The following is a 16,301-nucleotide window of genomic DNA, read 5'->3' on the forward strand; positions in this document are numbered from 1 at the left end:
CTGACGGTTAACTCGGACATTCCCCTCTACCCTTCGGGCTGAGGGGAATGAGCCAGCGCCGCCTCGACCTTAACGCATAACCTACCGCTCTTCATCCAGCTGCAACGCCACATACAGCAGCAACCTGTCATCAAAATTACCCAAATCAAGCCCGGTCAGTTCCGATATACGATTAAGCCGATACTCCAGAGTATTACGATGAATAAACAGCGCCTTTGACGTAGCCAGCGGTTGCACATTGTGGCGAAACCACGCCGCCAGCGTTCGTCGCAGCAAGCCATTATTGTCCATCGCTTTCAGCCGCGCCAGCGGTCGCGCCAGTTCATTGGCCTGCCAGTCGCCACGCAAACTGTCGAGTAACACAGGTAACATCAGATCCTGATAAAAATAGCAGCGACTTTCTGGCATCCGCTGTTTACCCACCACCATCGTCGTTTTCGCCGTACGATAGGATCGGGCAATACTGCCAGGACCGGTGAAATAGTTGCCCAGCGAAACGCGAAAACGCAACTGGCCGTACTCTTTCATGCGGGTAATCAGTTGTTCAACTCGCTTACGATGATCTTCTGCATCCCAGCGCCCAAAAGAGTTCAACGCCGGTTTCAACACCACCATTTCGGTTAGCGAGACAATCGCCACCAGATTATTACGCTCGGGCGTAGTCAGCGCATTTTGCAGTTGTTGTAACTCCGCCATTGCGCTGTCCACGCCAAGCTGACCGCTGTCGACCTCAACAATAGCCACCACTCGCGGTTGATTGAGATCGATCCCCAGCCGTTGCGCCCATTCAGTAAGTGCGGGAGTATTCTCCTCAGCCTGAATCAGGTTCATCACCAGTTCTTCCCGCAAACGGCTATCCTGCGCCAACAGGTGCATCAACCGCGACTGTTCCAGCATCATTTCAGCCGTCATGCAGACCAGTTCGCCATATTTACGCAGGTTCTCTGGTTCACCTGTCAGGCCAATTACGCCGACAATTTCACCTTCCAGCCGTAACGGTAGATTAATCCCCTGCCGCACACCGTGCAGATGACGTGCTACCGCGTCATCGATATCGACGACTCGTCCCTGTGAAAGTACCAGCAATGCACCTTCGTGCAATTCACCAATACGCTCACGATCGCCGCTGCCGATAATTCGCCCGCGGGCATCCATTACGTTGATATTGGTATCGATGATGCGCATGGTACGTGCCACGATATCCTGCGCCATTTTGGTATCAAGATGCCAGCCAGCCATAAGTCCTCCGTTATGCACGGCTTAGCATAAGGAAGTACGTAACGTACGGCATTGTGCAAATGCCCAAAGGATGATGAAGATGTATGGAGTTGTGGCGAAGTTCACAGATTGTAAGGAGAACCCCTTCCCGTATTCAGGAAGGGGTTGAGGGAGATTACTGCATTAACAGGTAGATGGTGCTGTCGCCGCGCTGAATGTTCAGTGCCAGCACAGACGGTTTGCTGTCGAGCACTTTACGCAGTTCAGCGATGTTTTTCACTGCCTGCTGGTTCGCGCCAATAATCACATCACCTTTCTTCAGGCCGATCTGCGCAGCCGGAGTGCCCGTTTTCACGTTGTTCACTACCACGCCCTGATCTTTGCCTTTGTTGCTCATCTCAGCGCCTTCAATGCCGTTGAAGATGGAGCTGGAATCAACCTGATTCTGGCTGCTCTGCTGCAGTTCCAGATTCACGTTGACCTGCTTACCGTCGCGCAGCAAGCCCAGGGTCAGTTTGCTGCCCACCGGCATAGTACCCACCTGAGCACGCAGTGCGGCAAAGCTGCTGATTGGCTTACCGTTCAGTGAGGTGATCACATCACCCGCTTTAATGCCCGCTTTTGCAGCGGAGGAATTAGGCAGAACCTGGCTTACGAAAGCACCGCGCTGGGCGTCAACTTTCATCGCTTTCGCCAGTTCGGAATTCAGCTCAGTCCCCATAATACCCAGCTCACCGCGTTTCACCTGGCCGTATTCCACCATCTGCGAGGTCAGGTTTTTCACCATGTTGCTCGGGATAGCAAAACCGATACCGATGTTGCCGCCGTCCGGTGCGAGGATCGCGGTGTTGATACCGATCAGTTCGCCGTTCAGGTTAACCAGCGCACCACCGGAGTTACCACGGTTGATCGCTGCATCGGTCTGGATGAAGTTTTCGTAGTTTTCGGCATTCAGGCCGCTACGCCCCAGCGCAGAGACAATCCCGGAAGTTACCGTCTCTCCCAGACCAAACGGGTTACCAATCGCTACGGTGTAATCACCCACGCGCAGTGCATCAGAATCCGCCATCTTAATTGCGGTCAGGTTTTTCGGGTTCTGGATTTGGATCAGCGCGATATCAGAGCGCGGATCTTTGCCAACCATCTTCGCGTCGAACTTACGACCATCGCTCAGCTGGACTTTAATCACCGTCGCGTTATCAACAACATGGTTGTTGGTGACGACATAGCCTTTATCGGCATCAATGATGACGCCGGAACCCAGCGCCATGAATTTTTGTTGCTGGCCGCCGCCATTACCGCCCTGGCCCCCCTGGCAGAACGGAGAGCTCTGGAACGGAGAACCTTCCTGGCAGAACGGAGAATCATCACCGAAGAACTGCTGGAAATTACGCGGCATACGCGGTGTATTAACGGTTGTGCTACCTTCTACGTTAATGCTGACCACTGAAGGCATCACCTTTTCGAGCATCGGTGCAAGGCTTGGCATCTGCTGGGCTGTCGTTGCTGAAGAAGTCTCAGCCGCCGTTGCAGAGAGCGGAGATAACGCCAAACCTAAACTCAGAGCCAGTGCACTCAGTGCTAATGTGGTTTTTTTCATGTATTTCAGTCTCGATTAACAGATAACGCAAAATTGCTGTGTTCTTCAGATTCGTTTTATAGCGCGAAGTTCCGAACTAAAGTTTCTGCAAAAGGTAAAAATTTATTGTTCGTCTTTACAAAAGCCTGGTTATTGTTCTACGGCCATCAGACGTCGGTATTCATCCCACGCATAGAGGTCGGTCATACCGCTGATATAATCCTGCAACAGGCGGCAACGGTAATAATATTCCCATAGCGGAAACTCAGGAGAATCTGACGGTAATTTACTGACAGCCTCGACATAGGCCAGCCGATGGCGCGTCGAGAGTTTGTGGAATAAGCGCGATTCAATAGGGAAACGTTTCACCCGTTCTTTTTCTACCAGTTCAGTAAAGTCTGATAACGACAGGCTTAATAAAGGACGATAAATCTCTAATAATCCGCTAATGACCCGATAGCCCTGCAATTCAAGCTGCTCGACATCTGGATGGCTAAACACATGTTTTACAGCGACATTTTTATATAGCTTAAGAAGATCGCTGCATTCGCTGGCATCTTCCAATAATGCATGATTAAACGTTCCGGCGAAAATCGCAGGCAGATTATCAATAAATCGTTGTGCCGCGTAGGGTACCAGTTTATTTAGGGTGTTTACCCGTAAATACATAAAAAACTGATCTTCCGTACTGCGGCTTAAACTATTTGAGCGTGATTTTTCCCAGGCATTTTCAACCACCAGCGAAAAGAGCGAACCTTTCTCATGCTGGCCCCACGCTTCGTGCAAATGATGATAAAGCTGCTCAACGGTAAATATTCTTTTCTCTACTGCATCTTCAAGGTCTGCCACACAATAGGAGATATCGTCGGCAGCTTCCATAATCCACGTTAATGGAAAACGACTGTAAAGCGCCAAATTAAGTTCTTTACGCAACCGGGCAATATAGGCTTCTTCAGAAAGATAATAACCCGGCTTTTTCATTAAATAGTGATGTGTCTCAGGCGTTTCGCCACGCCACCACGCCGGACGGGTATATTTTAAAATACCGCCAACCTGTGCCCAGGTGAGATTCATCCGCATCAATGTATGCACCAGACGAATGCCTTGTGCATTCCCCTCAAAATGACATAAGTCCTGACGAATCTTGCGCCGCAGCTCGTTAAGCGGTTCTTCCCCGTCCCGTAAACGTAGTGCCGCCACGCTGCAGCGATCGTCAGTCAGAGGCTGGCTTTCGGCATCTTCCGGGTGCAAACGTTGGCGAAACCAGTCATTTATCGCTGCTTCGCCAAAATGACCAAACGGCGGATTGCCGATATCGTGCATCAGGCATGACATCTCAACAATGCTTTCAAAAGGTCCGGTCAGTTCATCCAGGCCGTATGCTTCCAGCAATTTAAGCTCTTTCAGACGGCTTAAAATTTCTTTGGCGATGTAGCGCCCCACCTGCTGGACTTCCATCGAGTGGGTAAGACGCGTGCGCACGGCGGCATTGCGCTCCAGTGGAAAAACCTGCGTCTTTTGTTGCAGACGACGAATTGCCGGAGAGTTGATGATACGCCCGCGATCGCTCTCGAAGATCCGCAGGATCTCATGTTCGGTTTTAACGCCCTGCGGTGAACGGTAACGACGATGCCAGTTTATTTTTTTTCGGAAATCAATCTGTGCCATGTCCTCTCCCGCGTGAGAAATACGCTTCCCCGTAAGCGCATGGTAAACTATGCCTTCAAATCGGGCTTATCGCGAGTAAATCTATGAAAATCGGCATCATTGGTGCAATGGAAGAAGAAGTTACGCTGCTGCGTGACAAAATCGAAAACCGTCAAACTATCAGTCTGGGCGGTTGCGAAATCTATACCGGCCAACTGAATGGAACCGAGGTTGCGCTTCTGAAATCGGGCATCGGTAAAGTCGCTGCGGCGCTGGGTGCCACTTTGCTGTTGGAACACTGCAAGCCAGATGTGATTATTAACACCGGTTCTGCCGGTGGCCTGGCACCAACGCTGAAAGTGGGCGATATCGTTGTCTCGGACGAAGCACGTTATCACGACGCGGATGTCACGGCATTTGGTTATGAATACGGTCAGTTACCAGGCTGTCCGGCAGGCTTTAAAGCTGACGATAAACTGATCGCTGCCGCTGAGGCCTGCATTGCCGAACTGAATCTTAACGCTGTACGTGGCCTGATTGTTAGCGGCGACGCTTTCATCAACGGTTCTGTTGGTCTGGCGAAAATCCGCCACAACTTCCCACAGGCCATTGCTGTAGAGATGGAAGCGACGGCAATCGCCCATGTCTGCCACAATTTCAACGTCCCGTTTGTTGTCGTACGCGCCATCTCCGACGTGGCCGATCAACAGTCTCATCTTAGCTTCGATGAGTTCCTGGCTGTTGCCGCTAAACAGTCCAGCCTGATGGTTGAGTCACTGGTGCAGAAACTTGCACATGGCTAAGTCACTGTTCAGGGCGCTGGTCGCCCTGTCTTTTCTTGCGCCACTGTGGCTCAACGCCGCGCCGCGCGTCATCACGCTTTCTCCCGCCAACACTGAACTTGCCTTTGCCGCCGGGATCACGCCGGTTGGGGTCAGCAGCTATTCCGACTATCCTCCACAAGCGCAAAAGATTGAGCAGGTTTCCACCTGGCAGGGGATGAATCTGGAACGCATTGTCGCGCTGAAACCCGATCTGGTGATTGCCTGGCGTGGAGGTAATGCCGAGCGGCAGGTTGACCAGCTGGCTTCGCTGGGAATAAAAGTGATGTGGGTCGATGCGACAAGCATTGAACAAATTGCCAATGCGTTACGTCAACTGGCCCCCTGGAGTCCGCAACCAGACAAGGCCGAACAAGCCGCGCAATCCCTGCAGGATCAGTACGCGCAATTGAAAGCGCAATATGCTGATAAACCTAAAAAACGTGTTTTTCTGCAATTCGGCATTAATCCGCCATTTACCAGTGGAAAAGAGTCGATTCAGAACCAGGTACTCGAAGTTTGTGGCGGAGAAAACATCTTTAAAGACAGCCGGGTTCCCTGGCCGCAAGTTAGCCGCGAACAGGTGTTAGCACGCTCGCCACAGGCGATTGTCATTACAGGCGGACCGGACCAAATTCCTAAAATCAAACAATACTGGGGTGAACAGCTCAAAATTCCCGTTATTCCTCTCACGAGTGACTGGTTTGAACGTGCAAGCCCACGTATTATCCTCGCTGCACAACAGCTCTGTAATGCGCTTTCACAGGTAGATTAGCGCCTGACCTTTTCAGGTGCTCAGTGGGGATTGAACAATGCTCGTCTATTGGCTGGATATAGTCGGCACAGCGGTATTTGCCATCTCCGGCGTTTTGTTAGCCGGAAAATTGCGTATGGACCCTTTTGGTGTTCTGGTACTGGGCGTGGTAACCGCAGTAGGCGGCGGGACAATTCGCGACATGGCGCTGGATCACGGCCCGGTATTTTGGGTGAAAGATCCCACCGATCTGGTCGTTGCAATGGTCACCAGCATGCTGACCATCGTGCTGGTGCGCCAGCCAAGACGCTTACCAAAATGGATGTTGCCGGTGCTGGACGCCGTTGGTCTGGCGGTGTTTGTCGGCATTGGCGTGAATAAAGCCTTTAATGCGGAAGCCGGTCCGTTAATCGCGGTTTGTATGGGCGTCATTACTGGCGTTGGCGGCGGGATCATTCGTGATGTACTGGCCCGCGAAATCCCCATGATTTTACGTACAGAAATCTACGCAACTGCCTGTATTATCGGCGGTATTGTCCACGCTACGGCTTATTACACATTTTCCGTACCACTGGAAACAGCCAGTATGATGGGCATGGTCGTGACGCTATTGATTCGGCTGGCGGCTATTCGTTGGCATCTTAAGCTACCGACGTTTGCGCTGGATGAGAATGGGCGTTGAAGAGAGAAGATGTGCCGGATAGTTTATCCGGCACATGAACAACAGATTAGATACTAAAGGAAGAACCGCAACCGCAGGTGCTTTTCGCGTTCGGGTTGGTCACGATGAAACGAGAACCTTCCAGACCTTCGGTATAATCAACGGAACCGCCGACCAGATATTGCAGGCTCATCGGATCAACCACCAGGCCAACGCCCTGTTTTTCGATGGTCATATCGCCTTCGTTCACCTGATCATCAAAGGTGAAACCATACTGGAAGCCGCTGCAACCGCCACCGGTGATATACACGCGTAATTTCAGATTCGGGTTATCTTCGTCAGCGATCAGGCTTTTAACTTTGTTGGCTGCTGCGTCGGTAAACTCCAGCGGCAGTGCTACGTCATCACTCATATTTTGCTCCAAACGACATCGGCAATTGGGCAAATTCTAACCCAATAATAATCGCCATTATCTAATACCCTGGTATTTCGTTCAAGTATTCTCGCTGGCTGATGCAGCCTTGCTTCGCGCCAGTTGCTCAGCTTCCTGTTTTGCCAGCGTGCGCGCAAGAATCGCCGAGTATAGCGGTTTCCCGCCGGTAAATTGCGCTAATAGTGTTGCGCCAAGACCGGTAATAATCATTGGCAAAATGAGCTGGTAGTTATCGGTCATCTCCAGAACCAGAATGATCCCCGTTAACGGCGCGCGAATAGATGCCGCCAGTAATGCCCCCATTCCGGCAATAGCAAACGTCCCCGCCTCCAGGTGATATTGCGGAAACAGCTCAACGGCAACCATTCCGAAAGCGGTTCCCAGCACAGTACCCAGCGCCAGCATCGGGGCAAAAATACCGCCCGGCGCGCCGGAAGAGAAGCAGAGTAAGGTGGTAATGACCCGAGCGACGAAGATAAACACCAGCATTCCCATGCTGAAATTCCCCGCGGTAGCGATAGGAATCAGGTTAAAACCGCCGCCCGACGTTGCTGGTGCCACAAACCCCAGCAATCCACACAGACCGCCAATCGCACCACCCATCAGTACCCATTTGGTAATATTGCCGCCGTGCACACGGTGCAGCAAATCCTGCATCCCCAGCACCCATTTATTAAAAATAGGGCCGAAAATGCCAAAAATAATACCGAGGATCAGATAAAGCCACAGCGTATTAAGCGGCGCATCAGAAAGTTTACCGACGTCAATCAACGCAACTTCATGATTAAAAATCCGGTACATAATGGTCGACATAATGACGCCAATAAATACCGCTTTAATCGAAATTAACGTATAGCGAAACTGCGGACGCATCTCTTCGATAATAAACAAAATACCCGCCAGCGGCGCGTTAAAGGCCGCAGCCAGCCCCGCAGCAGCACCGGTTGCCAGCAGCGTATGGCGAGCTTCATCACCTTTCAGGCGGAAAATATCAAGCACCATGCGACCGATATTGCCGCCGATCTGCACGGTTGGTCCTTCGCGCCCTAGCACCATGCCTCCGCCGAGTGTCCCCAGCCCGCCAAAGAATTTCACCGGCAATACACGCCACCAGCGAACAGGACGTTGATCTTCCAGCGCCCCTTCAATTTCCGGGATCCCCGATCCCCCTGCTTCGGGCGCGTATTTGCGCACCAAAAAGTAGCCGAACATCGCCAGCACCGCCGAACAGAGAAAAGCGACGGTTAACAGAAGCGGATAATTATCAGCAGTATGTACCAGCGCCCCCATACGTTGGTTCTGCAACCAGGCGACACCTTTGTCAAAAGCAACCGCTGCCAGCCCGACAAGCGTGCCGACGACTGCCGCCATAAACAAAATGGCTAACGGGGTTTTATCGCGCTCAAGAAGTTGGCGAATCAGTTGTCTGCGTCGCAGGCGCGCGGCCTGCGGTGTTTCTAAAGAGGGAGTATCAGTTTTCATCCAATGATCACTTATTGGTCATACAAATAAGATGACGGCATTTTACTCGCACGTTCCATGAAAATCCTTTGCAAAGCGTAATGTTTCAAATGCACAAAACTTTTATACTCTAAGAAATCAGGATTGCACCAGTACAAGCAGCCTGATGTTTGACGAGTATTTAACTTGTTATGAATAACATAGAATAGCAGCCATTCACTTTTTCTACGAATCAGGAACCCTCCATGAGTAAGTCTGAAAATCTTTACAGCGCAGCGCGCGAGCTGATCCCTGGCGGTGTGAACTCCCCTGTTCGCGCCTTTACTGGCGTGGGCGGCACTCCACTGTTTATCGAAAAAGCGGACGGCGCTTATCTGTACGATGTTGATGGCAAAGCCTATATCGATTATGTCGGTTCCTGGGGGCCGATGGTGCTGGGCCATAACCATCCGGCTATCCGCAATGCCGTGATTGAAGCCGCCGAGCGTGGTTTAAGCTTTGGTGCACCGACCGAAATGGAAGTGAAAATGGCGCAACTGGTGACCGAACTGGTCCCGACCATGGATATGGTGCGCATGGTGAACTCCGGCACTGAAGCGACGATGAGCGCCATCCGCCTGGCCCGTGGTTTTACCGGTCGCGACAAAATCATTAAATTTGAAGGTTGTTACCACGGTCACGCTGACTGTCTGCTGGTGAAAGCCGGTTCTGGCGCACTCACGTTAGGCCAGCCAAACTCGCCGGGTGTTCCGGCAGATTTCGCCAAACATACCTTAACCTGTACTTATAACGATCTGGCTTCTGTACGCGCCGCGTTTGAGCAATACCCGCAAGAGATTGCCTGTATTATCGTCGAGCCGGTGGCAGGCAATATGAACTGCGTTCCACCGCTGCCAGAGTTCCTGCCAGGTCTGCGCGCGCTGTGCGACGAATTTGGCGCATTGCTGATCATCGATGAAGTAATGACTGGCTTCCGCGTAGCGCTAGCTGGCGCACAGGATTATTACGGTGTGGAACCGGATCTCACCTGCCTGGGCAAAATCATCGGCGGTGGAATGCCGGTAGGCGCATTCGGTGGTCGTCGTGATGTAATGGATGCGCTGGCCCCGACGGGTCCGGTCTATCAGGCGGGTACGCTTTCCGGTAACCCAATTGCGATGGCAGCGGGTTTCGCCTGTCTGAATGAAGTCGCGCAGCCGGGCGTTCACGAAACGCTGGATGAGCTGACAACACGTCTGGCAGAAGGTCTGCTGGAAGCGGCAGAAGAAGCCGGAATTCCGCTGGTCGTTAACCACGTTGGCGGCATGTTCGGTATTTTCTTTACCGACGCCGAGTCCGTGACGTGCTATCAGGATGTGATGGCCTGTGACGTGGAACGCTTTAAGCGTTTCTTCCATATGATGCTGGACGAAGGTGTTTACCTGGCACCGTCAGCGTTTGAAGCGGGCTTTATGTCCGTGGCGCACAGCATGGAAGATATCAATAACACCATCGATGCTGCACGACGGGTGTTTGCGAAGTTGTGATGATTTTGCCTCGCCCACCGGGCGAGGCATTCTATTAACGGCTCTGCTTTCTCAACAAATAGATAAAATATGGCGCGCCGATAAAGGTCGACAGCAGCCCTGCCGGGATCTGGAATGGAAACAGCACCATCCGCCCACACCAGTCAGCGAACACCAGCAGTAAACCACCCACCAGCGCCGAAATTACGATGTGTGGCATCGTCCGTCGAAAGCCCATCATCCGCGCAATATGCGGTGCCATTAAACCAACAAAACTCAACGGTCCAATAGTCATCGTCGCGGTCGCCGTCAGGCAAGCCGCTAACAGCAGCAGCGCAATTCGCGTCGGCGTCAGCGCCATTCCTACGGCTCGGGCGGTATCACCACCCAGCGGTAAAATGGTCAGCCAGCGGCGGCACAGCGGGGTAATCGCCAGCAAAATCACCATCACAATTCCCGTGCGCCAGACCTGCGCATCGGTCGCGTTGTAGGTCGAACCGGAAATCCAGGTCAGCACTTGCGCCATTCGCGGGTCACCACTTGCCTGCAACATCATCAAAAGCATGGTGAACGCGGTGCTTAACGCCATCCCCGCCAGTAACATGCGGTGTGGGGAAAATCCACCGCGGCCGGCGGCGATCATAATGATCAACAGCGTCACCGCCGCGCCGAGACTGCCTGCAGGTAACAGCCAGCCAAAGGCATTACCCGGCACCAGAAACAGCATCAACACCACGCCAAACGCTGCGCCAGAGCTAATCCCCAGCACTTCCGGGCTTGCCATCGGGTTTCCGGTCAGCCGCTGAATAATACAGCCCGCCACCGCCAGCATGACGCCCGCAAACAGCGCCGCCATAATTCGCGGCCAGCGCCAGGGCATCAAATCCTCAAGCAACGCCCCGCTCGCCCACGTCCAGCCGTGCGCATCACGACCAAACGACAGCGCCACCACCACAGCCATCAACAGCAGCACGCCGCCCGCGAGGGCAAACGCCAGCACATGTTGGCGTTCAGCCGCGACACGATCGTTGACCTTCATATCCGGCGCGCTAATGCTGCGTAAACGCGGCAACAGCCACAGTAGCAGCGGCGCACCGATCAACGCAGTGACCGAACCGGTGGACACTTCCATCCACACGCGAGTCAGCCAGAGGATGATTTGATCGGAAAGCCAGAGGATCAGCGCCCCAATCAGCGACGCCAGCATCAGTCGTGGCAGCAGACGCCGCGCCCCCAGCATTTTTGCCAGCAGCGGCGCGAACAACCCGATAAAGCCGATAATCCCCACAGCGTTCACCAGCAGCGCACTGATGACAATCGCCAGCGACAGCGCTGCCAGACGCGCGAGCGACAAGGCCAGCCCGAGATTGCGCGCCACGCCATCATCAAGCCCCATCAGGGTTAACGGGCGAAGTAGCAATAACGTCAACATCACGCCGCCCAGCAACTGCGGCCATAAACGCTCAACGCCGCCCCAGTCGGTTTGCGTCAGCGTTCCGGTGCTCCACAGGAACATGCTTTGCAGCTGGTCGTGATGGAAGATAACCAGTAGCTGATTAATTGCCCCGCAATAAAGGCTCACCACCAGCCCCGCGAGAATAAGCGTAACCGGCGAAAGCCGTTTCCCCCACGCGACGCCAAAGACGATTAAGCCAACGACACAAGCGCCCACCAGCGCGGCAAACTGGCTCGCCATAGCACCGGGGATCGCCCAAAGTGTGGTGACGGTAATTCCCAGTTGCGCGCCTGTTGCAACGCCAAGCGTCGTCGGCTCCGCCAGCGGGTTACGCAGCACTTGCTGAAACAGCACGCCCACCAGCCCCAGGCCCGCGCCCACCAGCAGCGAAATCGCCAGACGCGGTAACAAGCTGTAGTGAAAAATCATCTGCTCGATGACGTCAATATCCGGCGACCAGGCGGCCTGCGCCCACTGACTGCGCGGCAGCGCCTGTGAGAAGTTCATCCAGGTTAGCGCCGTAGCGACAATCACTAACAGCGCCAGCAATAACGCCGGGAAAAGCGCAATTCGTTTACTCACGCTTTACCTCCGATGGCGTTATCCAGAACACGCACAAAGTGCATTGCCGAAAGCGTTGCACCATAAAACCAGACTGCGGGTACGCGCTGAAAGCGCCCTGTACGGACAAACGGCATGGCCTGCCACAGCGGGGTTGCCATTAGCGCATCCATGTCTTTGCTGTTGTCGTGATCAAAACAGAGCACATCAACGTCTTTATACGCCGCCAGACGATCGATACTGACGGCGGTACTGCCCCAGAAGTTGGTTTCCCCTTGCCAGGCATTTGGGATGCCGTACTCATCGAGAATTTCCTGGAACAAGCTGTTTGGACCGAAGACCAGCATATGGCGCGGATCGATAAGCGTCGTCAGCAGTAACGGGCGTGCACCACGCTTCACAAAGCGGGGTTTCATGCTGAGGATAAAGTCTTCGTATTGCGCTAAATGCGTTTCCGCTGCGCTTTGCAGGTTAAGTAAATCTGCCATTTCCGTCAGCGATTTACGCGCCATCGCCAACGGCTGTTTGCCGTCACTGAAGTTAAATCCGCGACCCGGCGCAATACGTGCCAGCATTTCTGATGAAGGGCCATATCCTGCCGACCAGACCATAAACGACGGTTTCATTTCGGTCAGCAGTTCAAGGTTAGGTTCTGTACGCAAACCGACGTCAATCACTGAGTCCGGCAATGGTGGTTCGCTGACCCACAGGCGATAGTTGATGGTATCCGCCACGCCGTAAGGCACGATGCCGAGCGCCAGCAGTAATTCCACCGGCAACCACTCCAGCGCCACAATACGATTGGGGTCAATAGCCGCCGCGTGGGCGGTATTCATCTGCCATAACAACGGAGAAAGCGCCATCGCCGTTAACAGTCGACGGCGCGAAATAAGAGGTAAGCCGCTCATCAATAAACAAAACTCACAGGTGCAGCACCCGCCGGATGCGGCAAAATACCCATCGGGATGCCATAAATCATTTCGAGGGTTTCGCCGCGCATAATTTCCGCAGGCGTTCCCTGAGCAATCATTTCACCACCGCGCAGGGCGACCAGATAATCACAGTAGCGTGCCGCCATATTGATATCGTGCAGCACGGCAATGACCGTCAGGCCACGTTCCTGACTTAAACGGTGCACCAGCGCCAGCACATCAACCTGGTGGGCGATATCCAGCGCCGAAGTCGGTTCGTCGAGCAACAGACAACGGCTATCCTGCGCCACCAGCATGGCGATCCACGCCCGCTGACGTTCGCCGCCAGAGAGACTATCGACCAGCCGATGCGCCAGCGGTTTTAAGCCAACCAGCGAGATAGCTTCCTCGACCTTTTCGCGATCTGCCGCACCAAAGCGCCCCAGCGCGCCATGCCACGGGTAACGACCAATCGCCACCAGTTCACGCACGGTCATCCCTTCTGCCGGAGGAAGCTGCTGCGGCAAATAAGCCACTTTGCGGGCAAACGCTTTGCTGCTCCAGCTTTCCAGCGGCTGGGCATCAAGAAGAATCTCCCCTTCTGACGGAGGCTGATGACGGCCAAGCATTTTGAGCAGAGTGGATTTACCAGAACCGTTGTGACCAATCAGACCGGTCACTTTCCCGGCAGGAAAGGTTAACGACAGCGGATGCAAAAGCGTGCGCCCGGGCACACGAAAGGAGATATTACGCAGTGCAAAAGTGGTATCGGAATGATTCGTGTATTCCTGCATAACAGCCAACTTGTGAAATGGGCACGGAAATCCGTGCCCCAAAAGAGAAATTAGAAACGGAAGGTTGCGGTTGCAACGACCTGACGTTCTGCGCCCCAGAAGCAGCCATAAGTGTTAAAGCAGCTGGCGACGTATTCACGATCGAACAGGTTGTTAACATGCAGCGCCACGTTGGAGCCCGCCATGCCGACTCGCGCCAGATCATAACGCACTAACGCATCCACGACCGTATAACTTCCCACTTTAAAGGAGTTAGCCGGATCACCATAGCTGGAGCCAGTATAACGACCACCGGTGCCCAGCGTCAGACCTGAAAGCGGACCGTCAAAGAAGGTATAGTCAGCCCACAGCGAAGCCATGTGTTTTGGCACCTGTGCAGGCGTATTGCCTTTATAGGTAGTATCGGTGGTGTATTCCGCATCGGTGTAAGTATAAGAACCGACTACGTTAACACTCGCCGACAGCGCCGCTTTCGCTTCGATTTCTACGCCACGTGCGCGGATCTCGCCACCTTCAACCGAGAAGAAGGAACCCTCAGGGTCCGCCATCAGGTTGTTGGTTTTAGTGAGATTATACACGGCACCAGTAACTACAATCGGACGATCTTCCGGTACATATTTCACGCCGACTTCATACTGCTTACCTTTAGACGGTGCGAAAATATTACCATCCTTCCCAACTTGCGAAGAAGGTTCAAACGATTCGCTATAGCTGAAGTAAGGTGTTACACCATTATCAAACAGGTAGTTAACACCACCACGCCAGGTAAACTGTTTGTCATCACGTTTATCGGTCGTCCCAGCAACGCGGTTAAGAGATTCTTGATCTGCCCAGTCATAACGACCGCCTAGGGTGACCAGCACTTTATCCCACTGCGCCTGATCCTGAACATAAACGCCCGTTTGTTTCTGTTTATTCAGAATGCGGTAAGGGCCGGAGTTTGCCGGATCTTTGGCATTGAAGTCGAAATCGGTATTCACCGGATTGTACAGATTGAGCAGTGGCACAGAGTCGTCGTAACCAAACCAGGCGTTGATGTCATTACGCATACGCATAAAGTCGACACCGGTCAGCAGGGTGTGGTCGATATCGCCAGTGGCAAACTTGCTCTGCAACTGGGTATCAACGGAGAAGTTTTGCAGCTTCTCATCATCAACGACGTATTTACGTGCCAGATAATGGCCTTTATCCGCTGGCGCTAATGCCGCACACTGTTTGCTGTAAGCATTCGCCGGATCGGAGCAGACGCCGTAACCATAAACGCTGTTTTGCGAGGTTTTGTTTTCAGCAAAGCGCAGGTTCTGACGCACAGTAAAGGTGTCGTTAAATTCGTGATCGAAGCTGTAGCCGACCATCTTCTCATTACGAGAATAGGTGTTGTTCTTCGCCCCTTCATTAAAGTCTGTCGGCAGACGCTTACCGTTCGGCAGCGGCTCAACGGTTCCCTCTTTCGGCAACCAGCCGTAATAACCGGTTTCCGGCTCGTTCTGGAAGTAAGAAAGGAAGGTAAAATTGGTTTTATCATCCGGACGCCAGGTGAACGCCGGTGCAATAGCATAACGCTGCTCTTCTGACCCTTTCTGCTGGGCATTGGCAGAACGCGCAAGACCGGTCAGGCGATAAGAGTAAACACCGTCATCATCCAACGAATCGCTAAAGTCAAAACCAGTCTGGAACAGGCTGTCAGTACCGGCTTTAAACTGAACTTCTTTCAGCGGTTCGGTGGTCGGACGCTTGCTGACCATATTCAACAGGCCGCCAGGACTGCTTTTACCGTAAAGCACGGAAACCGGGCCACGCATAATTTCAGCGCGTTCCAGCATATACGGGTCAATGACCGCATCGTTATAGAAGTTGCCCTGCAACTTCAGGCCATTCAGATAGTTATTCTGGCTTTGGCCTTCTGCCGCAAAGCCGCGAATGATCAGGTGGTCATAGGTGTTGGATGCGCCACGCGTACCAACAGAGACACCCGGCGTGTAGCTAAGCGCTTCTTTTACCGACTTCGGCTGATGCAGCGCCATCTCTTCGGCGGTCACAACAGAAATAGACTGTGGCACTTTTTGAATCGGCGTATCGGTTTTAGTGCCGGTAGCAGACTGTCGCGCCGCAATAGTTGCAGCAGGCCCCCATGCGCTTTCTTGCGGCGCAGGTGCAGCGGTAACGGTGATAGTGTCTTCTTTCGGTTCAACCGCTGCCTGTGCATAAACAGACATGCCGCTAACCGCTGTGGCTACTACAACTGCGATTTTACGCAGTGAGTGTTTTGGCTGAGCAGTTTTGGAACGCGCCATTGGTATATCTCTGATGTAAAGTGAATGATAACGTAAACGAGAATGATTATTATAAAGATAAGATAATATTCGAAACGCTGGCGGGTTCGCAAGCGGTACGCAATCTGAGCGTTCCTGAAGGGTTAATAAACAACCAGATGAAAAGAAAGGGTTAATATCTTAGATGGGATGTTATTTTACCGGATGGCAACTCGCCATCCGGTATT

General features: G+C 53.1%; 15 protein-coding genes. 4 read left to right on the forward strand and 11 right to left on the reverse strand.

Going from position 1 to position 16,301, the window contains the following annotated elements; genetic code table 11:
• Positions 1–81 precede the first annotated feature (81 nt).
• The 3 genes from cdaR to dgt all read right to left on the reverse strand — a co-directional run bounded on the left by cdaR (position 82) and on the right by dgt (position 4,465).
• Complete coding sequence (gene cdaR / locus FTE26_RS03600) at positions 82–1,239, reverse strand: DNA-binding transcriptional regulator CdaR (RefSeq protein ID WP_000929439.1); 1,158 nt, start codon at positions 1,237–1,239, stop codon at positions 82–84.
• 154 nt (positions 1,240–1,393) lie between these two features.
• A complete protein-coding gene (degP, locus tag FTE26_RS03605; RefSeq protein WP_000753946.1) occupies positions 1,394–2,818 on the reverse strand; it encodes a serine endoprotease DegP in 1,425 nt (474 codons plus the stop codon).
• 129 nt (positions 2,819–2,947) lie between these two features.
• Positions 2,948–4,465, reverse strand: a complete 1,518-nt coding sequence (gene dgt / locus FTE26_RS03610) for a dGTPase (protein WP_000057067.1) — start codon at positions 4,463–4,465, stop codon at positions 2,948–2,950.
• A gap of 83 nt (positions 4,466–4,548) precedes the next feature.
• Between dgt and mtnN the strand changes: the two genes are divergently transcribed.
• Genes mtnN through FTE26_RS03625 form a run of 3 tightly spaced genes read left to right on the forward strand, consistent with a single transcriptional unit; the run spans position 4,549 to position 6,701 of the window.
• Entirely contained in the window at positions 4,549–5,247 is a 699-nt protein-coding gene (gene mtnN, locus FTE26_RS03615) for a 5'-methylthioadenosine/S-adenosylhomocysteine nucleosidase (protein WP_000689844.1), read from the forward strand.
• Positions 5,240–6,040 (forward strand): vitamin B12 ABC transporter substrate-binding protein BtuF, encoded by an 801-nt coding sequence (gene btuF / locus FTE26_RS03620; RefSeq protein WP_001348517.1) that lies wholly within the window; start codon positions 5,240–5,242, stop codon positions 6,038–6,040. The genes mtnN and btuF overlap by 8 nt, the downstream gene beginning before the upstream one ends.
• A gap of 37 nt (positions 6,041–6,077) precedes the next feature.
• Positions 6,078–6,701, forward strand: coding sequence for a TRIC cation channel family protein (locus FTE26_RS03625; RefSeq protein ID WP_000964221.1), 624 nt, complete (start codon positions 6,078–6,080; stop codon positions 6,699–6,701).
• A gap of 46 nt (positions 6,702–6,747) precedes the next feature.
• Here the strand turns inward: FTE26_RS03625 and erpA are convergent, their stop codons facing one another.
• Genes erpA through yadX form a run of 4 tightly spaced genes read right to left on the reverse strand, consistent with a single transcriptional unit; the run spans position 6,748 to position 8,654 of the window.
• Positions 6,748–7,092, reverse strand: a complete 345-nt coding sequence (erpA, locus tag FTE26_RS03630; RefSeq protein WP_001295564.1) for an iron-sulfur cluster insertion protein ErpA — start codon at positions 7,090–7,092, stop codon at positions 6,748–6,750.
• Positions 7,085–7,150, reverse strand: a complete 66-nt coding sequence (gene yadW, locus FTE26_RS03635) for a small protein YadW (RefSeq protein ID WP_120795373.1) — start codon at positions 7,148–7,150, stop codon at positions 7,085–7,087. Before yadW ends, erpA begins: the two co-directional genes overlap by 8 nt.
• 23 nt (positions 7,151–7,173) lie before the next feature.
• Positions 7,174–8,595, reverse strand: a complete 1,422-nt coding sequence (gene clcA, locus FTE26_RS03640; RefSeq protein ID WP_000845394.1) for a H(+)/Cl(-) exchange transporter ClcA — start codon at positions 8,593–8,595, stop codon at positions 7,174–7,176.
• A gap of 11 nt (positions 8,596–8,606) precedes the next feature.
• A complete protein-coding gene (gene yadX, locus FTE26_RS03645; RefSeq protein ID WP_211180485.1) occupies positions 8,607–8,654 on the reverse strand; it encodes a protein YadX in 48 nt (15 codons plus the stop codon).
• A 165-nt stretch (positions 8,655–8,819) separates the two neighbouring features.
• Here yadX and hemL point away from each other — a divergent pair, with 165 nt between their 5' ends.
• Positions 8,820–10,100 (forward strand): glutamate-1-semialdehyde 2,1-aminomutase, encoded by a 1,281-nt coding sequence (gene hemL, locus FTE26_RS03650; RefSeq protein ID WP_000045291.1) that lies wholly within the window; start codon positions 8,820–8,822, stop codon positions 10,098–10,100.
• 34 nt (positions 10,101–10,134) lie between these two features.
• Here hemL and fhuB read toward each other — a convergent pair whose 3' ends face one another.
• Genes fhuB through fhuA form a run of 4 tightly spaced genes read right to left on the reverse strand, consistent with a single transcriptional unit; the run spans position 10,135 to position 16,095 of the window.
• Entirely contained in the window at positions 10,135–12,117 is a 1,983-nt protein-coding gene (fhuB, locus tag FTE26_RS03655) for a Fe(3+)-hydroxamate ABC transporter permease FhuB (RefSeq protein WP_000044066.1), read from the reverse strand.
• Positions 12,114–13,004 carry a Fe(3+)-hydroxamate ABC transporter substrate-binding protein FhuD gene (fhuD, locus tag FTE26_RS03660; RefSeq protein ID WP_000015995.1) on the reverse strand — a complete coding sequence of 297 codons (891 nt, stop codon included), beginning with the start codon at positions 13,002–13,004 and terminating at the stop codon, positions 12,114–12,116. The genes fhuB and fhuD overlap by 4 nt, the downstream gene beginning before the upstream one ends.
• Positions 13,004–13,801, reverse strand: coding sequence for a Fe3+-hydroxamate ABC transporter ATP-binding protein FhuC (fhuC, locus tag FTE26_RS03665; RefSeq protein ID WP_001158929.1), 798 nt, complete (start codon positions 13,799–13,801; stop codon positions 13,004–13,006). The genes fhuD and fhuC overlap by 1 nt, the downstream gene beginning before the upstream one ends.
• A gap of 50 nt (positions 13,802–13,851) precedes the next feature.
• Positions 13,852–16,095, reverse strand: coding sequence for a ferrichrome porin FhuA (fhuA, locus tag FTE26_RS03670; protein WP_000124438.1), 2,244 nt, complete (start codon positions 16,093–16,095; stop codon positions 13,852–13,854).
• Positions 16,096–16,301: the final 206 nt, after the last annotated feature.

It is taken from the genome of Escherichia sp. S10b (assembly GCF_028421345.1).
Taxonomy (GTDB): Bacteria; Pseudomonadota; Gammaproteobacteria; order Enterobacterales; family Enterobacteriaceae; genus ECMA0423.